The sequence below is a fragment of the Nitrospiraceae bacterium genome, from assembly GCA_020632595.1.
Classification (GTDB): Bacteria; Nitrospirota; Nitrospiria; order Nitrospirales; family UBA8639; genus Nitrospira_E.
On the sequence record JACKFF010000011.1, the window covers coordinates 128818 to 151995 of the forward strand.

Here is a 23178-nt window from a genome sequence, read left to right on the forward strand (position 1 = left end):
ATGGCTCGCCCGCTCGATTAAAGGGAAAATCGGTCTGTCAGATACCAGGATGAATAAACAGGCAACTTATCGTTATGAAGCTTCTTTCATGCATATCCGGATTTTATAAGGATGAACATTACCAGGATCACTCGAGAATTCAATGGGTTTATGTGGATATATCGCCCCTCCTCTAGCCGCATGACTTCGACCCATTCGGCAGCGGCTTCGATCCATCGTTTCTTCCGGTGTGAGGTGTTGCGAAAGGCCAGGCTTGGAAAGCGTCTCGCAATGTTCGCTGCATTACCATTCACACCATTCGTCATCGCCGCGTTAGCAACGGTCTTCACCTCAATAAATGGACGGGCTATAAAGAAGCTGACCGGCAAGCGGATCGTCCGGCAATTCTGCGAGCAGATTGGAATCGCGGCCCGCTTTGCCATCCTGCCACCCTGGTACTACATTTTTGGATTGCATGACAATACCAAAAGACAACAGGCCGGCGAATACCTGAATCGTTTCGAAATGAAGGGTGGCAGCGGTCTCTACCACTACCTGCGTGATTATAATGGAGGCCTTTCCCTCCCTGCCGAGCGCAGCACGTCCTCTATCAGAAACAAGTGCAGCTTCATGGCCCGTTGCCATGCATGCGGGGTTGCCGCAGCGCCCGTTTTCGTGATTGTCAGCAAAGGACGGATTACGCCGATAGAGTGGCGTGAGACAGGCCTACCCGAGACAAGCCTCTTTGTAAAACCGATAAAGGGTCAGGGCGGAAAGCACACCATGTGCTGGGAGTACCTGGGCGCAGGACAATTCCGAGGCAATGCCGGGAAGATCGTGTCCGGAAGCCAATTGTTGGATCTGTTGCGTCAAGTCTCACAGTGCAGGGATTACCTGGTTCAGCCACGACTGATAAACCACCACGACATAGATGATCTCGCCAACGGCACCCTCTCCACCGTTCGTGTGATGAGCTGTCGTAATGAACAAGACACATTTGAAGTGACTGATGCCGTCTTTCGCATGACGCGAAAAAGCGGCGTGATCGTCGACAATTTCCATGCCGGGGGAATTGCGGCGAATGTCGACATTCAGACCGGCGAGCTAGGAAGAGCCGGCGACGGGGCCTGGGGAATGGTGAGAGGTGGATGGTATGAGCGACATCCCGAGACCAATGCGCCGATTCTGCATCGCAAGCTTCCATGTTGGCCCGAGTTGATCAACTTCGTGCAGAACGCTCATACCTGCCTCTTTTCCGACCAGGTGGTGATTGGGTGGGATGTCGCCATACTCGAAAACGGGCCGTGCATGATCGAGGCCAATAAAGCTCCCGACTTGGATATCATCCAACGAATCAAGGGTAGACCCCTGGGCAATGAACGGCTGGGGATGCTGCTGGCATTTAACCTGAAGCGAACCGTCGAGAGGAAATATGCGAGTTACGCCCAGGCGAGTGGTCATTCGTGACGGGTTCAAAATTCACATAACGCGACCTTCGTGGCGGAGAATAAAGCAAGATTCAATTCACGTCCGGAGGTACCCTATAAGCGGGGCAACTGTAGATCAATTAACGAAGGCGTTTTCAAGTTACCAAGTGACGGATGACGCTCTGGAGGACATCCCTCAAGGGACGTAGCGCGGGTTGGACATTGTCCTGATCGGGTGTTCAGCCGATGCGGAATGGGATTCAACTCCTGCTGGCTGCAGCCGGAAAAGTCGGTGTCGCTGGCAGATGCTGCTGCCGCACCCTATCGGCGTTTTCGTTGTTGCCGCAGGGATCATGGGGATTCGAAAGGAACACCTGGATGGCGACCCGGTGGGCCAGAGGCAAGGGAATAGGATGAACGGTGTACCTGGTTATTTTGACGATTCCATTGAAGAGGGAGGAATGATGCCCAGAACTGCCGAAACATTGGTCGCATCATGCAGGAATGGCGGTCGCTGTCGCATTGCCTTTTTCATGTACCGGATGTCGGGAGGAGGCGCCCCGCGCCGCGCCGTCGGATTGGCGAATGAATTGGTGACCCGCGGGTACGATGTGGATGTGGTCATGGTCAATGAGAAGAGCAAATACGCGGACTCACTATTGCCCGGCATCCGCCGCGTTGTGCTCAACCAGCCGCAATGGGGAAGGCTGTACGCCGTGCTCTACAGCTATCTGCCGTTCCTTTGGGTCAGGGTTTTCTTGAGCACGTTTGCGCTGGCTCGCTACCTGCAAGTGTGGTCGCCGGACATCATGGTGGCGGCCGGCAATCGAGTTCTCCTCACCGCGGTAATCGCTTGGCGGATTTCCGGAAAGCCGATGCCGTTGATATTACGTGCCACCAATTTCCTGTCTAAAAATCTCAATCTGTGGGCGCCGTTCCGCATGATCGTGAATCTCTATCTGCGTGCCCTGTCGCGTCTTGTGTACCGGTCTGCCACGCGAACCATCGCGGTTTCCGATGGCGTTGCCGAGGAAGTCGTTCGTCTGGCGGACCTGCCGCGCGAGGCCATCACCACGGTGTTCGAACCCGTCATCGACCATTCGGTGGCCGAGAAGGCAAAAGCTCCGCTGGTGCACCCCTGGCTTGAACCGGGGCAACCTCCGGTTCTCCTCGCCGTCGGTCGTCTCCGGTTTCAGAAGGATTTTCCGACGCTGATCAAGGCCTTTGCCTTGGTCCACAACAGACGCCCTGTGCGACTGGTCATACTTGGTGGCGGACCGGTGCGATACCAGTTGCAAGACATGATCACGGCGCTCGGTGTTGAATCAGACGTCTGCCTGTTGGGCTATACCGAGAACCCCTTTGCCTGGATGGCGCGGGCTTCGATGTTTGTGCTCTCTTCGGCTTGGGAAGGGTTGCCTGCTGTGCTAATCGAAGCGCTCGCCTGCGGCTGTCCCGTGGTCAGCACCAATTGCCCGAGCGGCCCGTGGGAAATACTCGACAAGGGCAAATACGGCAGGCTCGTTCCCTGTCGCGATCCCGCGGCCTTGGCCGAGGCGATCCTAGCCACCCTGGACGCACCCGTAGACCGGCAGGCGCTCCGTGACCGGGCTCGCATTTTCAACCTGGAAACGTCCATCGAGGGCTATATCGCCACTTTCGAGGAGGCTCTCGCCTGCCACGGGTCCAGGGGGTCCGTCGGTGCCGGACATTAAGCACGGGTGTTCATTTACCTCCGATGATTTTTTTAATTCGGGATAATTCGATCTTTCCACAAGTGGGAGGAATTTCAGCTTAAGCCGGCAATATCGGGATTTGTCTGATTATTTTCCCGTTTATGCCAATGACTGTTTTCAGCATGACCCTTACCGAATGGGGAACTCGGCCCCTTGTCGGTGGAGTTAACCAGTTCTTCGAGAGGCGCAATGATGTTATGGGGCCATCGAAAAACCCCTCATGTGCTGGAACTTTTTTGTATTTCTCAAATACAGCTGGGGGTAGGTCATGGAAACTAATATTTCCGTGGGCGAAGAAACCGGAACGGCGAAAATTTTGACAATCGAGCCCGGAACCGATCTAGGGGCTCCGGAGGTGCAACGCACGGCCGTCGAGACGTTGGAAGGAGGCGGGGTTATCTACCTGCCCAAAAGCGGCTTCAAGCTGTCCGAGCGAGAGCGAGAGTTGATCTCGGACACGGCCAAGATCCTGACTCGGACCCCCAACTTTGAGGACGGCCGCCCGACGATTATCTTCGATCCGGACCGTGGTCAGATCAGAAAGTATCATTACATGAAGGCGGGGAAGAGGAAGATGGTGCGGGCCCAGGTCAGAGACACGGCCCGTCCTGATCTCCATGCGATTATGGTGCGCTACGGCGATTGGGCCAAGGAGATGATCACCCAATTGTTTCCCGACTACCAAGGAGCGCTGGATTGCAACCGGGTCACCTACCGGCCTATTCCGCGCAACAAAATTCAGTCGCTCCACATCGATTCAAGCTACGGGTACCCCACTCAGGGACGGGGCATGCTGCGCATCTTCTCCAACATCCATCCCACCATTGGGCCGCGCATCTGGCAAGTCGGCGAACCCTTTGAATCTTTTGTGCGTCGCTTCCTGCCTTCCGTGCATCTCGGCTGGCAGAGCTGGATGTCCTCCATTCTCGCCCATCTCGGCATCGGCGACGGTATCAAGACAAAGTACGATCATTATATGGCGGCGATACGCGCCCGCGGTATGCACGACAGGGAGTACCAGAAGACGGCACCGCGCCAGATCATGGAATTTCCGCCCGGCTCAAGCTGGATCGCGCTCACCGATCTGGTGGTGCACGGCGCAGTGTCCGGACAGCACAGCCTCGATCAGACGTTTTACCTGCCGGTGGAGGCGATGAGCGATCCATCGCATTCGTCGCTGCGCATCCTGGAGAGGCTGACTGGCGAGGCTCTGGTTTAAGCGAGCGGTAACCCCTTGGATGGAGGGACTTGATAAGCGATGTTGGTCATAGCGCTCTTTTGCACAAACGTCTCATCGCCACTCTTTCATCAGGTACATCATGAACAAAATAACAACAGTTTGTCGGCGGTAATCCATTCAAGGGTGGTTAACGGGCATCTGTAAACGCGGAACTGGACAATGTGGAAAAACCTCACTCATTTGCCCTCCATACGCGAATGGCTGCGCGGCTGGAAGATGGAATACCAGGAGCTACGGTGGATCATGAGTGGAGCGCCGTGGCTATGGCTCTGCATGCGAAATGATGGCTCGCCGGCTCGATACATTCATCGTGCCTTTTGCTTCTATGCCTGGCGACAAAGCCGCCTGGGTTTCGTCCTGATGGGTGCTGTGTTTGTAGTTGGCATACCGGTGGTACTTGGGATGATTGTCTACTGCACGATGATCCATGGAGTGCGCGTGCGCAAGGAGGTGGGAAAGAACCCGCTACGGCAGATGGGTGAGTTGGCGGTGCTTTGGCTGACCAAGGGAATCCTGCCATTTCATTACTATACCTTCGATCTCTATCGAGCCGACATGCGCAGGCGCGCATTGGACTATTTGTACCGCCACGAAACGAAGAGAGGCCTCTACCTCATGCTTCGGAAAAACTTTCCAGAAACCGACACCCGTAATGCTCTTAGTCACAAAGCGCTTTTTGCGCAACGTTGTCAACAGTTCGGCGTGGCAGTGGTGCCTGCCCTATTCACTATCAGGCACGGTGAGATCACCCGTTTCGATTTTAAGGAACCCGGTCTTCCCGCCTGTGATCTGTTTTTAAAACCTATCAGAGGAGCGGGGGGACGCGGGGCTGAAGTTTGGAAGTACCTCGGCAATCACACCTATCGCAATGCCTCAGCCGGGATACGCAGCGAACCCGAATTGCTTGTGCATCTCATCAACCTATCGAGGCGCAAACCCTACGTCGGTCGTCCGCTCGTGTCGAATCATCCCGAGCTTGCGGCAGTGAGCAGTGGAGCGCTATGTACCATCCGGGTCTTGACTTGTCTGGACGAGAATGACCAACCCGAGGTCACCCACGCGGTCCTGAGGATGCCGCGGACACCGGGCATCATCGTCGACAACTTCCACGCCGGGGGAATTGCGGCGAAAGTCATGCTCCACAGCGGTATTGTCAATGCTGCGACCGGCCTTGGCCAGGATCGCCATACGGCATGGTATAAGACCCATCCGACGACCGGTGCCGTGATTCTCGGGCGGCAGGTGCCGATGTGGAGTCAGGTCCTCGACCTCGCGCGTCAGGTTCACGCGGTGTTCCCGGACCAGATTTTTGTCGGTTGGGACATTGCCGTGTTGGAAACGGGGCCACATCTGATCGAGGGCAATAAGGGGCCCGACCTCGACATCATTCAGAGAACAGGCGGAGAGCCTATCGGCACCTCGCGCTTTGGTGCCCTGTTAGCCTATCACCTGCGCCAAATTCTGGAAAAGGGCCACACCATTTCAATTCCCGTCCCCCAGACAAAGACCGAATACGTTCATTGAGGAGACAGCCATGGCGAGCATAACAAATCTGGATGCAAGGATGGGACCGGTCGAAATAGACAGGAGAGCCGACATGGGCTCTAGATCCGTTCGTACAGAGGCGATCGATGTGGTGGAGAGCGGACGTATCCTCCTCCTTCGCGATGTCGGCTTCGAACTCACCGCGCAGGAACGCGAATTGATTCTGGATAAAGAGGTAATCATGCCCGGTCAGACGGAGAGGGATAGCCGGACCGGGAGGCCAACACTGATTTTCGATCCGGAGCGCGGCTCGTTCGAACGTACGAAAATTCAAGGCGAGGCTCGCCGCGAGATTGAGGCTATGATGCAGCGATTCACCGCATGGGCGGACAACATCATCTCCACATTGTTTCGAAGCTATCGCCCCGCTCTGGAGCGCGAGCGCGCGACGTACCGCCCCTGCGTCCGCAACACCCCACAGGGTATGCATATCGATACCAGCTACAAGTACCCGAGTCAGGGCCGCGGGATGTTACGAATCTTTTGCAACATTAACCCCAGCGGTCAGCCACGCGTATGGCAGATCGGGGAGCCCTTTGAACCGTTCGTTTCACGGTTTCTCCCATCTACCAGTCGCCTCAGTTCATGGCGGGACTGGGTGCTGCACTGCCTGGGCGGGGCGCGTGTACGGCGAACGCGAACCCCGTACGACCGTCTCATTGCGGATATCCGGCGCCTGGCGAAAAGCGACGACCAGTATCAGAAAACCGCACCGCGTCAGCTCGTCGAATTCCCGGCAGGTTCCAGCTGGATCGCGCTCACCGATCTTGCCGTGCATGGCGCAATCTCCGGCCAACACAGTCTGGACCAGACTTTCTTCCTTCCCGTCTCTGCCATGCGGGAGCCGGAACGCTCATCGCTCCACATCCTGGAACGTATGACCGGGCGAGCCCTTGTCTAAAAGGCTGTTCAATGTTTTTGTACCGTGAAATACTCCTGGACCGATCCGAGTCGAAGGCTCTGAGTTCTCGGGCATCGGTGCGGAGTCCTGAGGTTTTGGCCGATTAAAGAAATTGGTGACCAATCATGCATCGTGATCCCCTTTCACAGCCGCAAACCAAAGCAAGTGCTACCCACGCTGACGCTGCCAGCGGGACCGTTACGGCGAAGATTGTCTTGATACCCGGAAAAGTGAAGTTTTCCGACAGGATCGGGCATCATGATTATCTGGCCGGCTGTCTGCTGCTGGCGTCTCTGCTCGAACAGACTGCCGGAGTGAAAACGGTGGTGGGTCGAGATGGTTGGCTAACGGACGGTGCGATTGTTGATGAGGCCAGCACCGCCGTCTTTTATGCCGGTGGCAGCAGCATGAAGTCCATGTTCGAATCACCGCATCGCCTGGAGCGAATACAGCATTTGGTGGATCGTGGCGGGGGCTTGGTCATGATTCATCAAGCGGTGCGCTGCCCGCCTGAGTTCCAAACTCTGGCAACGAGTTGGGCTGGTGGAATCTACGTGGAGGGACAGGCCAATCGTGGGCACTGGTCAACTCGCCACAGCGAGTTTCCCGAGCATCCGGTGACCTACGGAGTCGAGCCCTGGGAGATAACAGACGGCTGGCACAATCAACTTCGGTTCGTCCATGGAATGCGTGGGGTGACTCCGCTGCTCTGGTCAAGCAGCCGGTTTCGCGGATCGAGGGAAGGCGGCACGGCGGATGTGGTTGCGTGGACGTATGAGCGTTCCACAGGTGGACGCTCGTTTTGCTTTACCGGACTCGATGCCCATTCGGCTTGGTCATTGGGCGGAGTACGCCAACTCATGGTGAACGCCATTCTCTGGTCGGCAGGGTTGACGATTCCCATGGACGGAGCGTCCTGCGTCGTCAACCCTACGGAGCTTCAGAGCTATCTCACTCCACGCGATTCCCAGGCTGGAGGGGCGCTGAAACGCTGGCGAAGGCGACTGCTCGGCCGGTGACGCGAGGGATATGGCCACAACGGATTGAGAGCGTGGCTCCACGTTGGGAAACAGGGGTAAAGAAGTTGATTACGAATATCGTGGCGGTTTCCTAATAGGAGGTAAATACGATGCTGAAAACGCTGTTCTTACAAGCACCCGCATTCGATGGGTTTGACGGCGGCGCGGGTTCCCGCTATCAGGCCAAACGCGAGATCAAGTCATTCTGGTACCCGACCTGGCTCGCTCAACCCGCCGCCATGGTTCCCGGCAGTCGACTGCTCGATGCTCCGGCCGACGGACTGAGCGTCGAGGAATGCCTGGCGTTTGCGCAAAACTACGGCCTCGTTATCCTCCATACCAGCACACCCTCTTTTCCTACAGATGCCATGTTCGCCGAATTGCTGAAGGCGCGGAATCCACACGTGGTGATCGGCATGGTCGGCGCCAAAGTGGCGGTCGACCCGAACGGCTCTCTGAAGGCTTCACACGCGATCGATTGGGTAGCCCGCGAGGAATTCGATTACACGTGCCGGGAGGTTGCCGAAGGCAAACCCCTGGCCGAGATTCCAGGGATTAGTTACCGGAACAACGACGGCGTGGTGACTCATACCGTGCGGCGTCCCATGATCGAAGACATGGACGAACTTCCCTTTGTGTCTCCGGTTTACAAACGCGATCTGAAGATTCAAAACTACTTCATCGGGTATCTGAAGCATCCCTATGTCTCCCTCTACACCGGCCGCGGTTGCCGATCGAAATGCACCTTTTGCCTCTGGCCGCAGACAGTGGGGGGGCATAACTACCGCGTTCGTTCGCCTGAAAACGTCATCGAAGAAATCCGGTGGATTCAAAAGCACATGCCCGAGGTCCAGGAGATCATGTTCGATGACGACACTTTCACCGACCTCAGATCCCGCGCTGAGGAAATTGCGCGAGGCCTGGGAAAGCTCGGTGTGACCTGGTCCTGCAATGCCAAGGCTAACGTGCCTTACGAAACGCTGAAAATCATGAAAGAGAATGGACTCCGCCTGCTCCTGGTCGGCTATGAGACCGGCGATGATCAAATTTTGCTCAATATTAAGAAAGGCGTACGTACCGACATTGCACGCCGCTTCACCCAGGACTGCCGCAAGCTGGATATCACGATCCATGGGACATTCATTCTGGGGCTGCCGGGGGAAACCCGGGAGACCATCACGAAAACCATCCAGTTCGCAAAAGACATCAATCCACACACCATCCAGGTTTCGCTGGCCGCCCCGTATCCGGGGACCAGTCTTTATCGGGAAGCGGTCGGGAACGGGTGGCTTCAGGAAAATGACGCGGTGAATCTCGTGAACGACAAAGGCGTGCAGTTGGCGGCAATCAGTTACCCACATCTTTCCAAGGAAGAGATCTTTCACGGGGTCGAGCTGTTCTACAAGCGATTTTATTTTCGCCCGCGGAAAATCTGCGAAATCGTATCCGAAATGCTCCGGAGTTGGGAGATGATGAAACGCCGTTTGCGTGAGGGCATCGAATTTTTTCGATTCCTCAACGCGCACGGAAACTGATCGAACCGGCATTCACGATGCCAAACTTTTCGGCGCCGCGCAGGCTGATTATCACGGCAGACGACTTTGGCCTTCATGAGGCAGTCAATAAAGCCGTGGAACAGGCCCATAGAGAGGGCGTATTAACGGCTGCCAGCCTGATGGTAGGAGCTCCCGCCGCTGCTGATGCGGTTCAGCGTGCCCGTCGCATGCCAGGCTTGCATGTCGGACTTCATGTGGTGTTGGCAGACGGCGCCGCTGTGCTACCCCGCAGGGAAATACCCGATCTCGTGGACGCTGACGGTCGTTTCGGACAGAGCATGGTTTGTGACGGGTGCCGGATTTTTCTCCTTCCCCATGTCCGTCGTCAGCTCAGAGCGGAAATTACCGCACAATTCGAGGTTTTTCAGGCCTTCGGCCTGAAGCTGGATCACGTCAACGCACACAAGCATTTTCATCTTCATCCAACGGTGCTTTCTCTAATGCTGTCTGTCGGCAAGCAGTTTGGAGTTCACGCGGTGCGATTTCCCAACGAAGAGGGATCGTCAAAATTTCTGCGGCCGTGTCTCGCGACCATGCATCGACGACTCACTCGCGCAGGCATCGCCCATAACGATCGGATCGTGGGGCTGCAGCAGAGTGGCTCGATGGATGAGGCAGCCCTCCTCGCTGCCCTCAGTCGTGTGCCGGCGGGAGTCACCGAAATCTACCTGCACCCGGCCACGCGGGGTGGAATTTCTGAATCCATGCCTTCCTACCGGCATCCTGACGAATTGGCCGCCCTGATGTCGCCGCGAGTCCGTGAAGCTCTAGACAGATTCGGTATCATACGCGGCGGATTTTCAGATTTCTGGCCGGTACGGGCCTCCGAATGAGGTTCTCCACGTCTAGCTATCTTGTCGCTCTGATCGGGCTTGCCGTCATGATGGGGCTGATAGTCCACGAAGGCTATCAGTCCATTTTTCAAACCCTTGAGCATGCCGGGTGGGGACTGCTCTGGCTCATCCCATTCCACTTCCTACCCCTGATTCTCGATGCGGAAAGCTGGCGGGTGCTCTTACGCCCGTGTGATCCTGATGGGTATGCGACACGACCTTTTCTGGTTTGGATCGCCACCGTCCGTGAGGCGGTCAGCCGGCTACTGCCGCTTGCAAGCATCGGCGGCGAGATTATCGGGATACGCCTGGCGTTGCGGCGCCTGCTCGATGGGGCCGCAGTGACCGCAAGCATCATCCTCGAAGTTCTCCTAACCCTGATTAATCAGTATATATTCACTGTCATCGGGCTCGTGTTATTGATGGAGACCATACGGAATACCCCGGTTGTGGACACCATCTGGTGGGGACTGGGGGTGAGCTTACCTGTCCCCATCATGCTGGCCCTTCTGCTGCGTTATGGTTCTCCATTTTCGTCTATTGCAGGATTCACCGAACGCATATTCGGAAGCCGCCACCGGCTGGCCTCACTGCTCGGGAACGCCCAGGACCTGGACGAAGAGATTCGCAAACTTTACGGACAACACGGTCTGCTCTGGACCGCTTTGGCCTGGCAACTCGCGGGTATGCTCGTCGGTTCCTTCGAGACCTGGCTCGCACTCGAATTGTTCGGCCACCCTACCACTGTCTGGAACGCCATCATTCTGGAAAGCCTGTGGCTCGCGATTCGCCATCTGGCTTTCTTCGTGCCGGGTGCGCTGGGTGTGCAGGAAACAGGTCTGATCATAACCAGTAGTCTGATCGGCCTCCCCGCCGACGCCGCCATTGCGCTATCGCTGGCCAAACGATTTCGTGAAATCGCCATCGGGTTGCCGGCGCTGGCCTCCTGGCAGTGGGTCGAGATCCGCCACATTCGCGGGATAGCGGGGATCCCGGGGTGAGCCTCCTGTGCACCCGGTTGATTGCCAACAGGACTGAATATCCTGTTGACAGGATATACGTTGCACAACCCTCCGGAAGAAATCTTACCCCTCCCATTCCGCCATTCAATTTTTTTGATCACCGTACAAAATACTGTTCTGCGCTCTGGTATTTTCCGCCTCTGCTCCAACTCCATCAGTCCGTTAACAGGATGAAATATCTAAATTTTATCCGAAGGCTCATTCCTGGCACTGTTCGTGCGTTTTGTTGATTTTAAAAAATATCTTTCCTGTTAGTCGGGACACCACACACACGGTTCCTGGCTCACAAAAAAAGAACCGTCCGTTCATGAGGATAAAGGGTCCTTATTATTTGGACCATCATTAGAGATAGGATCTTGAGCATGTTAACCAGTGTTTTGATGATCATGCAGAAAAAGGACCTGAGCAACCCATTCCGATCCCTCAAGCGATTCACGCTTGTCCGCCTTGCTTCAATTTTTCTGGGTAATATTGGTTACGCATGCTGGCGACGTCACCACTGGGATGGTCGCTTCTCATCGTATTATGCCCATGCCAGCGCGAAGAGCCTGGAAAAAGGGAAAGTCCCTCACATCATGCACAGGAAGCGCCATGGGCCGGCCGCTATTCTCGCAGGCGGAAAAATGCTGCCACCGTCTCAACCTCAACAGCATGGACGCTATGCCTTCAAGAAAATAGTAGAACTCGGCCTTCAACCGCATGACATGTGTGTTGATTTTGGTTGCGGCCGCCTTCGCGTCGGACAGCATCTCATCGGCTATCTCCAACCCAACCGATATTGGGGCCTTGATGTGACCGACCGGTTTTTTCAACATGGACTGAATCTGCTCGAGCACGGAACCATTCAAGCCAAAACTCCTCACCTGGGTGTCATTGCGGAACCACTGCTCAAACAGCTCACACATCTGAAGCCCGATTACCTCATTTGTGTGTCGGTGATCAAGCACGTCCCGCCGCACGAGTTGAGTGCCTTCTTCGACAAATTACTGCGATTAATGGCGGCTCAGACCAGACTTCTCTTATTTTTTGACGAGGCCTCCTCGGATATCAGAACTGAATCCAAGTCCTGGGCTTACTCTGTTGCGAACCTCACCGACCACATACTCAGACGACATCCTCACGCACAGGTGTCCTGTCAGCCAGGGTCTCTCAAAGGTTGCATAGGAAAAATCGGATTTCGTCGATCTATCCTGATCATTGAGGAAGCCCAGGGGGAAAGACCGTCCTTACCGCAAAACCTCCGGCGTTCTTTCGTACCCGAAAGGATTCCCATTTGCTGAACGATCACCCATTCAAGCAGGCCAGCCTTCATGGCCATGGCTGCGCCGGCAGGACCGAGATCTTTTGTGCTTTCGACGGAACGATCACGTGTCATGATGCCACCCTTGCGGTACTCGAAACCTACGCCTTGCCTGCCTGGCGGGAGTGGGAACAACGCCGGGTGAACGGGGAGATCTCGACTCAGGAATGCCTGTCTCGCCAGGTGGAACTTATCAGTGCCGATCGCGAGACACTTATTCGCTTTGCAGCCGACCTTCCCATTGATGAAGGCATTTTTGCGCTAGAACGCCAATGCGCAGAATACGACATTCCCCTCACCATAATCAGTGACGGACTCGATTTGCTGATCGAGGCGACCTTGCGGCGACATAACCTGTTACACATCCCCATCCTTTCCAATCATCTTTGTTGGGATCCAACAGGACGCCTGGTCCTCACCTATCCTTTTTCCATGCCGGAATGCACAAGTCGTTCAGGCACCTGCAAGTGCGCGCTGGCTCAACTTATCGACAGGACGTGTTCCCACATCATCTACATCGGTGATAGCCAATCGGATCAATGCGTCTCGGAGAAGGTCCAGACGCTCTTTGCCAAGGGAACCCTTCAGGCATGGTGCCGGAACCAAATGGTTCCTTTTCGATCCTTCGATACACTGACGGACGTGGCTGAACAAATTTTTTCTAAAAAGGTCTTCTTGTCATAAGAATTTTTCCCGGTTCGGATTCGTGCAAACCAATTGCGAAAGAAACAAAATACGGCTCAGGAGAAAACACCCGACACTCCTCACGGATGCCGACATTCCCTTACGGATGTGGGGCTGGTCGGTCAATTGTGGATTTTGCAAGACGGGCTTCATTGAACATCAGCAAAGCTGAAAAGGGTCCAGGTTCGATTGGCTGTATTATCTCATTACCACATATAAGGAGGCGCGATGAAATCACACGGGGCACTCTCTCTCGATCCCTTTCACGACATGCCCGGAAGGCAGGAAACCGATTTCGTCTGTATCACGGACTCGAAGGTGTTGGTCTATCTCATCCATGGTATTACCGGTGCGCCGGTTGAGATGTCCTCCCTTTCCCGAAAGCTTTCTTGTGAAAACGGGTGGGACGTGAATGTGACGACCCTGCCGGGACACGGCACCAATCTTTCCGGCCTCGGCCGCACCACCGAACAGGATTGGCGCGCACATGTCCAGCGGCAACTCTCCTTTATACGCGATCGCTATGAATATGTCTTTGCCGTAGGACTGGGCGCTGGAGCCCTTCTGGCACTAGAGGCCTCCACCGTGGTTCGGGTAGACGGTATTGGAGCGTTGTCGCCCACGTTCATCCATAACGGATGGAATACTCCCTGGGCTCAGGTCCCGGAACGGAAGCCCTATCATGCCAGGGGCACTGTGCGTGGGCGGCCGCATGACTGGTGTGCAAGGGGAAAAGTGGCAAACGGGGCGGCAACGCCTCCTTCCTCTGCCACAACAATAGCCTATCCGGCCATTTCTTTGGGCACACTCACAGAAATCGATCGTCTCATCATGCGGGTTCTGCCCGGATTACACGATGTCACGACACCGACCGTCATTCTCCAGGCTCGTACAGACGATATGACCAACCCCCGCAATTCCTCCATTGTCTACAACGCCATCTCCTCACAAGACAGACTCCTGATTGTCTTGGACGACTGTTTTCACGTCGTTTCAGTTGGGGACCAGCAAGAAGCCGTGGCTGCCCATATGGCCCCGTTTTTCCGGTTGCACATGAAAACGGAATTCATCCCTCAGCAGATGATGGTGAACTTCTGATGAATCCTTAGCGAACAGCTGACGCCATGCACTCAATGATTTTCCTCCCTCTTGCGATCCATCATTGCCACTTCCTCGGTCAAAACATTTGACGTCTTTGAGGGGAACGAAGGTTCGTCGCAATCATCGGACCGTCCCAATCCCCCATGTTGATCCATCCTGAAAGATTTCTGCGCACCTTTTCTGCACACATCATTTCCATGATCTACATCGTTCACTGTTTCCCGCACCAGTGAAAATATCTGGAAATGCATTCAATGGTATTGAGGCCGGTACACATTTCTATCTTCACCTGGTTTTCCCTCATACTCAGGCGAGTGCCATCGCAGGTCAGCCTGAGTAACTTCCGGCCTATCAATCGGGGGGCACTCCCACGAGAGAATCTGTCTCGCACAACCGACAATCCCAAGGGCCCGGCTTTTGAACACGACTGGCACATTGGCTTTTTCTTTTTACCGGTAACAGCGTTTCCAGGCTTCAACGATTGTGTATTAGACACAACTCCCACGGCCTAAATCCGGGACTGGTCGCAGCCCACTTAAGATCCCCAATTCCATGCGATCCGGACGATCGCGATTTCAGAGTCTGCACTTATCCCAGGACACAATTTTGAAAACATCTTGACCTTCGTCAAAAATTTTTGATTTCCATACAAAACTTTCTTAACTCCTCGTTCAAATTTTCAATGTCCTTCCCGTTTTATTTTCCATAAATATTTGAATTTCTTGTCGATTCTTTCCGTTTTCAAACTGGCGTGATTTGTGCGAATCCGTTCATACCAGAAGCCATTAAATACGGACCATTTTCCTAGCCGATCGTATGCTTACGTTTTCAATCTTCACCTTGCTGTGTTTAGTTTCTGTCGTCTGTGGATCCATCTATGCGGTGCTCTGTTTGGCGAGCGTCATTCGTTTGTCCTCCAGGCCTCTTAGCACCAGTCAGCACAACTTTTGTGAATGGCCTTCCGTGAGCATTCTCAAGCCTATTTGCGGTTTGGAAAAAAATCTCCGCACGAATCTCCGTTCCACGTGCATGCAAGATTACCCGGACTTTCAGGTTGTTCTTTCGGTGCAACATCCTGGCGATCCGGCAATCCCGTTATTATATGAAATTCAAAGGGAATTCGGACGAAAACGAGTCACTGTGTCTATTGGACATTATCGCATTGGCCCAAATGGAAAAATTAACAATTTGACGGGCGGGCTGAAACATGCCCGACACGATATTCTGGTTATCAGTGACAGCGACATCCAACTCAGGCCCGATTATCTCAAAACTATCGTCCGGCCTCTTGCCGATCCCAACGTGGGGTATGTCTGCACCTTGTACAAGGCCGTCAGGGCACAAACCTGGTGGGAGAAGATGGAACTGCTAACCATCAATACCGAACTGATCCCCAATATGATGTTTGCGCTCGTCACGGGAGCGTCCCGTTTTTGCGTGGGAGCATCCACCGCGTTACGGCGCTCAACTCTCACCGCAATTGGAGGATTCGAAAATCTGGCAGATTATCTCGCAGAAGATTATGAAATGGGTCGTCGGATCTGTCACAGAGGACAACGAATGGTCATCCTTCCCTATTTGGTGGAAACCATTGTCGACCTTCAAACCCCACGCACATGGTGGAACCACTGGGTTCGCATGGATCAATCCCAACGTGCTGTTCGCCCGATGGCTCTGTTTGCCACCGTATTTATTAAACCTATCCCCTTCGCCGGTCTCTATGTCCTACTTTCCGGCGGGTCCCGGGTGGGATGGATCATCTTTGGTCTCACCATGGCCATCCGCTTCATGACGACAGGGATGATTCTGAAATACTGGCTTCATGATCGAGAGGGCCTACGAAGTTTATGGTTATTACCTATCCGGGATATTGCGGGGCTGGCACCATGGGCATTGGCTTTTGCCCAACGAACCACAAACTGGCGTCATTCAATATGCATGCTGACGGCCCATGGCCGGATAACCGCAAGGAAGCCTATTGAAGAATCTCGTGAACAAAACTTTCTCACCAAAGCCCATCTCATGGTCCAGACCCTCACAACAAAACCAAGCCATGAAAGGAGTCGAGATGCTCAACGGCAAAATTATATCTGAATGTATTTTTGCAGAATCTGTCTATATCGTGAGACGCCTCATTATCCGCCTCTCAACAGGCCGAAAGCCCGATAGCCTTCATGGTCACTTTCGTGGACGACTCCAAGCAAACAATCGCCTGGCTTCGAAACACATGAGGTATACCTATCAAGAAGGAGTGTCGGATCGGCGTGGGGATCTCTGTTGTGGCGGAATCATTCCTCATTGAGACCACCGATAGCCATCGGTGGAACGTTCGCGACAATACCCATGTCCGACCCTATTGCCCTTGGCGAACTATGAGGAAATTTGAACAGACGATGCCCGGTCTTTTGAGCATAAGGCACACCGGTCATTTTCCAGGCTTAAGCTGATGAGCGAGGGAGGACATTCTTTCCTCAAAAGTCAGTGAGCACGAGAGTCCCGGACTATCCACCCACTCATCATCCGGCAATCAATTGGAATAGGAATGATGAATCGAGTTCTTGGCCCAGAGAATCTTTTCCGGCTCTACAAGCATCCCCGATCGTTTTCTTATCTGTTGAGCTGGTGGGGAGTGGTTCTGATCGGCATTCAACAAGCCGAACGGTGGTTTCTCCTTCCTCACGTCATAGCCAGAGAGCCCCCGACAAGCAGTCTCTTGGGCAAGACTCTTCTCGTGGGAGCCCTCAGTGACGGCGTGACGGCAAGTGCGGGAATCCTTCTGGCTATGACTCTCGCCCTGTCCGGCATACCCTTTTGCTTGTTTCTGGAAAGACCTCCTGGATTCAAACGTTTGATTTCCGCCTATCAACGGACGCTTCAGTGGGCACTCATACTGATAGGTGCACTCTTCTTGATGAGTGCTATGGTGGACGTTTCCTACTATCGTCTATTTCACCATCATCTCAACTTTCCTTTCTTTGAATACGTGGATGAAGCCTTTCAAGCCAGCCGGCACCGTACGGAATCTCAAGGCTTCAACCAAACCATCGCGGAATTGGCTGAAGCCGGCAGTTGGCTGCGGTATCTCATCACATTTTTTCTTCTCCTCGCTTTGACCATCCTGACAGGAATCTGGGGAATGAACCGCCTCTGGTCTCATTCAAAATTCGTCTATGCCCAAACCACTCACTTTCAGTTCCGGGCCGTCCTGATTGCCGTTCCATTTGCTATTGGAACTGCCACCTGGAGTCCCTTGGATCTTCCACAGGCTGTTACCCTGCAAATTGAAAGCACGGCTTATCATGGTTTAGCTCAAAATCCAATCCTCGCTGCCTCACTCCCGCTTCAGGAGTACATCCGATCCCGAGAGAATTGGACCCCGGCGCCGCTTCCCCGGCCCATGAGTGCAAACGAAGCCTTAACCGCCACCCGCCAGATTATCGCTCCATCGGCACGGTGGCCATCCCCACAATTTCCCCTGATCAAAGAACTAACCTCCATCCCCTCATTCATCCTTCCCTCACGAGTGAATATCATCTTATTATTGGTAGAAGGTCTCGACCGACGTTTTCTGGGAAAAAACCTATCCCTGTCAAATCCCGCCCAGGAGGGAACGAATCTTCCCTCTAGAATTTCTCTCACTCCATTTCTTGATTCCCTGCGTCAGGACAGTGTGTATTTTGAACATTTCTTCAGCAATGGGGTGCAAACCACCCGAGGCCTCCTGGCCACGCTATGCTCAGTGTTCCCGAGGCAGGGAACGGCCGTCATCAAGACACGCAACACACATGAGTATCTCTGCTTTCCCTCCGTGCTACAGAAGGCCGGGTACCGGACGGAAATGATGATAGGCCTCGATAGCGATATCCCAGGTTCACGTATATTTTTAGCCAGAAATGGCATCGAGCAGATCTCCGGTGGTCAGGACTTTCCTGCGGGTATGGAGCGAATGGGCATTGGCCTCACGGACGGCGCATTGCTGGATGGCCTGTCCCAACGAGTCGCCGAATTGCACCAGCAGCCCGAACCCTATTTCCTTGCGGCCCTCACGACCGGCACCCACCATCCTTTCACAATTCCCTGGCGGCACACTGAGGTTCGGGCATTACACGATCAGCCTGATCCCTACCTGGCAGCTCTTCGAAATTTTGATCTCGAATTTTCCCGGGTGTTTACCCACCTCAAACATGACGGGCTGCTGGCCAACACCATACTCTTCATCCTGGGAGACCATGGCCGGCATGAACCTGTAGGTTCCACGGAAGGCGAACGCGTGGCTGGACATTTTTCGATCCCACTGTTCATCTGGATGGATGAGCCGCTCAGAACGCAACTCCGGATCGTGCCCCAAACCGTGACCACCGTTGGCAGTCAGGTAGATATCGCACCGACGATATTATCCCTCACGAATCTGACCCCGAACCGCACCCCTTTTATGGGAAAGGATTTGAGTTGCCTCCTCATCAAGCACTGTTTGTCGGATAACCGGGCGTATCTTAGCAATATGTATGATGATGCGATTGGGCTCGCCGATCATCAAGGAGTCTGGTGGTATGCGTTTGATACCGGATTGCTCAATCATACCGATCTGGATCTGCAGACACCCGTCAGGCACCCTTCCCTTGAAGAAACTGATGCGGCGCATGCCTATCGCTCCATGATTGGTCTCTATCTCACCGCCAATACTCTCATCGAACACAATCGGATCTGGTCGTGGGGGCAATTCGACTCACCATTCACCCCACCCGGAGCCTTCCGTTCTGTATCGCCAACTCACGTCTCTGCTTCGACTCCTGGAGAGACCCACCTTCTCCAATATGAATGAACATCATGACCACTTATCCGAAAACTATGAGCCATGCACCGACAATTTTCCAGGTCTTTAAACGGGATCATGACCGTCTTGATTTTTGTGGCGTGCGGATCGGGGCTTTCCCCCGACATTTCCCTGGGACAAAACGCTCCTGTTCCGGGCCAGGCCTCTCAGGGGCGGCAGGAGCGATTTAAACACGATCCGGATTTTCCGGCACAGGGCACGGAAGAACAGAGAGAGGACACGAAGCGGGAAGAAGCCAAAGAAGAAGCAATCAGATCTCTTCCGACGAAGGGCGAATTTACGGTGTTGCCAGTCCCGGCTGTCGCGTACAGCCGCAATGAAGGGGCCTTTTACGGTTTCCTCGTCCCGATGCTCCAATCGAATGCAAACGGCCATTTAGAAGACATTATTGCTCCTCAATATCTGCATAATCAGTATACCGGCGAAACATTGACCATGAACTACTACGGATATCCGTCTGATACCACGCAATATCGCGCGATCCTATCCTATTCCACGAAGGTTCAGCGTGAAATCGATCTATCTTACAAAAATGTTGGGGCAGGGGGGGGGCGCTATATCCTGGCGGGACGGGCCTCCTGGTTTAAAAATCCCTTCCAACGATTTTTTGGAATCGGGAGTCAAAGTGCTGAATCCAATGAGACCTCTTATACTTCAAACGAAATGCGGGTGGATCTCACTGCGGGCATCCATTTGGCTCAGGATATGGCCCTCATGTGGAGCGAGCGGTTCCACCAGGTCCGCATCGACGACGGCATCATCAAGACTCTTCCCCACATTCAAGAGGATTTTCCAACCGTTAACGGCATTGACGGAGCAGATATTTTGGGACATAAGCTCACATTTCGCTATGACACAAGGGACCGCCAACTCATTTCCACGCGGGGAACCTATTTGAACGTTTCCGTCGAATGGAATCAGAATGTCAAACAACATTCTGTGACGAACTGGTGGCGAACCACCGTTGATGCCCGCCATCTCGTCCCGCATTTCCATAACCGTCTGGTTTTTGTATCCCATTTGTACGCAGACACCGTCAATGGGGGAGCACCGCCCTTTTATGAACGCCCGACCTTAGGGGGAGAGGATTCTCTCCGAGCCTTTGGAAGAAGCCGATTCATTGACTCCACCGCCCTAGTGGTCAATCTGGAAGAGCGGGTGTTGATTCGACAACAAAAAATTTTCGGATATCTCCTGGATTTCCAAGTCGCGCCATTCATCGATATCGGTCGTGTCGGATCCCATTTCAGCAGCAACACCATCCTCCACCCTCAGGTCAATCCTGGGGTAGGATTCCGGTTCCTCGCCCACCCCCATATCGTAGGTCGGGTTGATGTGGCATATGGGAAGGATGGAGCCAATGTGTTTGCCGGATTGGATTATCCCTTTTAAGATAAGAAACCGTTTCTTGAAGGACCGAGCATGAAAAAACATTTAGCCACAGAAGCCATCATGAACAGATACGTCTATCGTCCTGTCTACCTGGTCATGGTCTTGATACTTACGGGATGCTCCTTTTCGTATTTTAACGCCGCCACCATCGGCGACACGGAAAAGATGTTGACTCTCCTCGATGAGGGAATTGACGTCAACACCACCTTTCCCATTGTCAGGACTCACGCGCTTATGGTGGCGGCCGCATTCGGTCATGTGGACACGGTCCGCGCACTTATTGAAAGAGGAGCTGACGTCAATGCGAAGGATTTGACAGGGTGGACTCCCCTGCATGCCGCAGCATTTAAAGGCAACATGCAAATCATTCGCCTTCTCCTTGAAAAAGGCGCGGTCGCTGAGCCATCAACCTGGTTTCTGGAAAGTCCGTGGGTCATGGCGGAGGAATTGGGATATCCGGCAATCGTTCCCATCCTGAAACAAGCTGAATGGCAAACGGTAGCAAGCCGCCATTCCCTGCCCTGCATCGCCGTGGATTTCGGCACAACTCACGCCCCCAGCCCCACCTCTTCTCAACATGTCTGTTAATCATTATGGAGGAACCAACACACAGCTTCTTTCAGATCTGATATACTGGAGAGTTTTCTCATACCCGTTCACACTGTTTATCATTTTTTAATCTAGGAGGTAGGTATGAAGCATTCACTCGAACACCAGATTGCCCCAGCCGATCAACAACCATGGCTGTGCCGACTGATGATCGCCGGATTGTTCAGCAGCGCGTTGATTCTTGGTGCCGGAGCAGCCTGGGCCGATGGAGACGGCCATGGTTACGGGCATGATCCAAAATCCCACCTGGAAAAACTTACGAAGAAGCTGGATCTTACAAAAGAACAGCAAGACAAGATTCTCCCCATCATTGAGGAAAAGCACCAAAGGATGGAGGGGCTTCACGAACAAATGAAAGAGATTCGCAAACAGGCCATGGCAAAAATCGAAGCCGAGCTGACGCCGGAACAACAAGCGAAATGGAAAGAAATGCAAGAAGAACGGGAAGAAAAGATGAAGGAATACAAAGAAAAGCATGGCAAAGATTGTGACAAAAAAGGCAAACATGGCAAGGGCGAAAAGCACGATTAGGCCGTAACTGAGAATGGGGGACGGATCTATCCACTATCAGGTGCATATCCGTCCCTCTCCCCTAACCTTTCAGCATACCCCTGCTCCCTATCCTCGCCGGCAAAAGTAACCGCAGGCCGTAATCTGTCTCCCCTACCATCGGCTCACCGATGATGCCAAGGCTTACCGGTCTGGTATCACTTCGACTATCCATCCCTACAAGACGAAGCGGGCTCAACTGGAGACACGTAAATCACCCGGGATGCCCGATAACAATCAGGCGGAAAATTACGGAGGGAAACAAGGCAAGGCCTATCTGGCAAGACAGAACAAAAAAATCCCCAATGGCTCTGCTCAATTTCCCAAGTGACGCCATTATTGTTAGGGTATGACTTTCCAAACAGGGTTTATTCGACTAAACAGGGAGATCAAGAGATGCTTGAGGTGGTAGAAATTCGGGTCAGCTATCGATATGTGAAAGAGCATGCCTGGGTGGTACAGGGCATCACGGGGTTTCTTTCTGCCTATTTCATGGAAAAACCAGGATTTACTCTGAAACGACACTTTGAAGAATTGGAAACCGGCATGCACGTCTGGTTGTGTGATGTTCCTCCCAAGATGAAAGTTCCCACGCTCCTGAGGCGGCTGAAGGATGACATTCCTCCCTGCCAATATACACAGCTCGAAACGAGTCCCCCGGCGCCACCGCGATTTCTCATCGATTCAGTGGACCCGGAATCCGCCTCTTCCTCTTAAACGAAGATTTCAAAGCGACTGAAGACGGAAGGACAATAGGGTAACAACACGGAAAGCGGCACGAGATAAACTGAGATTGACGCTCACGAGGCAGAGAAATCTAGCGGGGTTGGGTGAGATCGATGCGCAAGGCCGACCGAAGAAGATGGACCTGTTCGGTCAGCTGGTCAGCGGAAAGCCGGACAGGCTCATGCGGCACACACCACACCGGTTTCAACGGATCGGGATCGGTCTTGAGCCTTGGAATCAGATGCCAGTGGATGTGAGGCACCTGATTCCCGAGCAGTTCATAGTTGATCTTTTTCGCGTCAAATACCTGGGTCAGTGCCTGCGCCACGTGGGTGACTTCCTCCATCAACATGCCGCGCGCAACTTTGGATAAATCAAACAGTTCTGAGACATGGTCTTTCAGCACCAATACGGTCCAGCCCGCAAAAAACTGGTCCTCAAACACATACGCTCTGGTCAGACCACAATCGACAAGAAAATGATCCGTGAACGGCCATGCACCAACACAGATCTTGCAAAGTGGCTCAGTCACGGCACCAGAAAAAACGAGGAGATCAGGACTTCACCAATAGAAAGAACAGATTTCAGGGACACCATAAGAAAGCAACGAAGCCGATTGAACCCATGACACTTTCTGTTATTCTGGATCAATATACCGCACATTCCCTTCATCTTGAAAGGCGACATCCTGCATCATGTGGTATTTGAAAGTACCGTGAATATAT

19 protein-coding genes are annotated in these 23178 nt (G+C 53.6%); 18 read left to right on the forward strand and 1 reads right to left on the reverse strand.

Annotation, left to right across the window (positions count from 1 at the left end):
- The first annotated feature begins 111 nt into the window (after positions 1-111).
- The 18 genes from H6750_17080 (at position 112) to H6750_17165 (ending at position 22444) form a co-directional block, all read left to right on the forward strand.
- Positions 112-1446, forward strand: coding sequence for a hypothetical protein (locus tag H6750_17080; protein ID MCB9776023.1), 1335 nt, complete (start codon positions 112-114; stop codon positions 1444-1446).
- Between the two features lie 265 nt (positions 1447-1711).
- Positions 1712-3121: a glycosyltransferase gene (locus H6750_17085; GenBank protein MCB9776024.1), complete on the forward strand. Its 1410-nt coding sequence runs from the start codon at positions 1712-1714 to the stop codon at positions 3119-3121.
- Between the two features lie 289 nt (positions 3122-3410).
- Positions 3411-4361, forward strand: coding sequence for a Kdo hydroxylase family protein (locus H6750_17090; GenBank protein ID MCB9776025.1), 951 nt, complete (start codon positions 3411-3413; stop codon positions 4359-4361).
- A gap of 264 nt (positions 4362-4625) precedes the next feature.
- Entirely contained in the window at positions 4626-5906 is a 1281-nt protein-coding gene (locus tag H6750_17095) for a hypothetical protein (protein ID MCB9776026.1), read from the forward strand.
- A 10-nt stretch (positions 5907-5916) separates the two neighbouring features.
- A complete protein-coding gene (locus tag H6750_17100; GenBank protein MCB9776027.1) occupies positions 5917-6828 on the forward strand; it encodes a Kdo hydroxylase family protein in 912 nt (303 codons plus the stop codon).
- Between the two features lie 125 nt (positions 6829-6953).
- The gene (locus tag H6750_17105) at positions 6954-7847 is read left to right on the forward strand and encodes a ThuA domain-containing protein (protein MCB9776028.1); all 894 of its coding nucleotides are present in this window, start codon (positions 6954-6956) and stop codon (positions 7845-7847) included.
- A gap of 113 nt (positions 7848-7960) precedes the next feature.
- Positions 7961-9382: a hopanoid biosynthesis associated radical SAM protein HpnJ gene (hpnJ, locus tag H6750_17110; GenBank protein ID MCB9776029.1), complete on the forward strand. Its 1422-nt coding sequence runs from the start codon at positions 7961-7963 to the stop codon at positions 9380-9382.
- A gap of 17 nt (positions 9383-9399) precedes the next feature.
- Complete coding sequence (gene hpnK, locus H6750_17115) at positions 9400-10236, forward strand: hopanoid biosynthesis-associated protein HpnK (GenBank protein ID MCB9776030.1); 837 nt, start codon at positions 9400-9402, stop codon at positions 10234-10236.
- Positions 10233-11237: a flippase-like domain-containing protein gene (locus H6750_17120; GenBank protein MCB9776031.1), complete on the forward strand. Its 1005-nt coding sequence runs from the start codon at positions 10233-10235 to the stop codon at positions 11235-11237. Before hpnK ends, H6750_17120 begins: the two co-directional genes overlap by 4 nt.
- 383 nt (positions 11238-11620) lie before the next feature.
- The gene (locus tag H6750_17125; protein ID MCB9776032.1) at positions 11621-12538 is read left to right on the forward strand and encodes a hypothetical protein; all 918 of its coding nucleotides are present in this window, start codon (positions 11621-11623) and stop codon (positions 12536-12538) included.
- Positions 12532-13242: an MtnX-like HAD-IB family phosphatase gene (locus tag H6750_17130; GenBank protein MCB9776033.1), complete on the forward strand. Its 711-nt coding sequence runs from the start codon at positions 12532-12534 to the stop codon at positions 13240-13242. The genes H6750_17125 and H6750_17130 overlap by 7 nt, the downstream gene beginning before the upstream one ends.
- A gap of 228 nt (positions 13243-13470) precedes the next feature.
- Positions 13471-14340, forward strand: coding sequence for an alpha/beta hydrolase (locus H6750_17135; protein MCB9776034.1), 870 nt, complete (start codon positions 13471-13473; stop codon positions 14338-14340).
- Between the two features lie 819 nt (positions 14341-15159).
- Positions 15160-16437 (forward strand): bacteriohopanetetrol glucosamine biosynthesis glycosyltransferase HpnI, encoded by a 1278-nt coding sequence (gene hpnI / locus H6750_17140; protein ID MCB9776035.1) that lies wholly within the window; start codon positions 15160-15162, stop codon positions 16435-16437.
- Between the two features lie 448 nt (positions 16438-16885).
- Positions 16886-19165 carry a sulfatase-like hydrolase/transferase gene (locus tag H6750_17145; GenBank protein MCB9776036.1) on the forward strand — a complete coding sequence of 760 codons (2280 nt, stop codon included), beginning with the start codon at positions 16886-16888 and terminating at the stop codon, positions 19163-19165.
- Positions 19166-19198: 33 nt separating this feature from the next.
- Positions 19199-20569 carry a BamA/TamA family outer membrane protein gene (locus H6750_17150; protein ID MCB9776037.1) on the forward strand — a complete coding sequence of 457 codons (1371 nt, stop codon included), beginning with the start codon at positions 19199-19201 and terminating at the stop codon, positions 20567-20569.
- A 30-nt stretch (positions 20570-20599) separates the two neighbouring features.
- A complete protein-coding gene (locus tag H6750_17155) occupies positions 20600-21157 on the forward strand; it encodes an ankyrin repeat domain-containing protein (GenBank protein MCB9776038.1) in 558 nt (185 codons plus the stop codon).
- 105 nt (positions 21158-21262) lie between these two features.
- Positions 21263-21709 (forward strand): Spy/CpxP family protein refolding chaperone, encoded by a 447-nt coding sequence (locus H6750_17160; GenBank protein ID MCB9776039.1) that lies wholly within the window; start codon positions 21263-21265, stop codon positions 21707-21709.
- A 414-nt stretch (positions 21710-22123) separates the two neighbouring features.
- Positions 22124-22444 carry a hypothetical protein gene (locus H6750_17165; protein ID MCB9776040.1) on the forward strand — a complete coding sequence of 107 codons (321 nt, stop codon included), beginning with the start codon at positions 22124-22126 and terminating at the stop codon, positions 22442-22444.
- Between the two features lie 100 nt (positions 22445-22544).
- Here H6750_17165 and H6750_17170 read toward each other — a convergent pair whose 3' ends face one another.
- The gene (locus H6750_17170; GenBank protein MCB9776041.1) at positions 22545-22985 is read right to left on the reverse strand and encodes an HIT family protein; all 441 of its coding nucleotides are present in this window, start codon (positions 22983-22985) and stop codon (positions 22545-22547) included.
- Positions 22986-23178 lie beyond the last annotated feature (193 nt).

Coding starts and splice junctions, on each gene's coding strand:
- H6750_17080 (MCB9776023.1), top strand. CDS start 112: ATGAACATTACCAGGATCACTCGAGAATTCAATGGGTTTATGTGGATA.
- H6750_17085 (MCB9776024.1), top strand. CDS start 1,712: ATGCTGCTGCCGCACCCTATCGGCGTTTTCGTTGTTGCCGCAGGGATC.
- H6750_17090 (MCB9776025.1), top strand. CDS start 3,411: ATGGAAACTAATATTTCCGTGGGCGAAGAAACCGGAACGGCGAAAATT.
- H6750_17095 (MCB9776026.1), top strand. CDS start 4,626: ATGAGTGGAGCGCCGTGGCTATGGCTCTGCATGCGAAATGATGGCTCG.
- H6750_17100 (MCB9776027.1), top strand. CDS start 5,917: ATGGCGAGCATAACAAATCTGGATGCAAGGATGGGACCGGTCGAAATA.
- H6750_17105 (MCB9776028.1), top strand. CDS start 6,954: ATGCATCGTGATCCCCTTTCACAGCCGCAAACCAAAGCAAGTGCTACC.
- hpnK (MCB9776030.1), top strand. CDS start 9,400: ATGCCAAACTTTTCGGCGCCGCGCAGGCTGATTATCACGGCAGACGAC.
- H6750_17120 (MCB9776031.1), top strand. CDS start 10,233: ATGAGGTTCTCCACGTCTAGCTATCTTGTCGCTCTGATCGGGCTTGCC.
- H6750_17125 (MCB9776032.1), top strand. CDS start 11,621: ATGTTAACCAGTGTTTTGATGATCATGCAGAAAAAGGACCTGAGCAAC.
- H6750_17135 (MCB9776034.1), top strand. CDS start 13,471: ATGAAATCACACGGGGCACTCTCTCTCGATCCCTTTCACGACATGCCC.
- hpnI (MCB9776035.1), top strand. CDS start 15,160: ATGCTTACGTTTTCAATCTTCACCTTGCTGTGTTTAGTTTCTGTCGTC.
- H6750_17145 (MCB9776036.1), top strand. CDS start 16,886: ATGATGAATCGAGTTCTTGGCCCAGAGAATCTTTTCCGGCTCTACAAG.
- H6750_17150 (MCB9776037.1), top strand. CDS start 19,199: ATGCACCGACAATTTTCCAGGTCTTTAAACGGGATCATGACCGTCTTG.
- H6750_17155 (MCB9776038.1), top strand. CDS start 20,600: ATGAAAAAACATTTAGCCACAGAAGCCATCATGAACAGATACGTCTAT.
- H6750_17160 (MCB9776039.1), top strand. CDS start 21,263: ATGAAGCATTCACTCGAACACCAGATTGCCCCAGCCGATCAACAACCA.
- H6750_17165 (MCB9776040.1), top strand. CDS start 22,124: ATGCTTGAGGTGGTAGAAATTCGGGTCAGCTATCGATATGTGAAAGAG.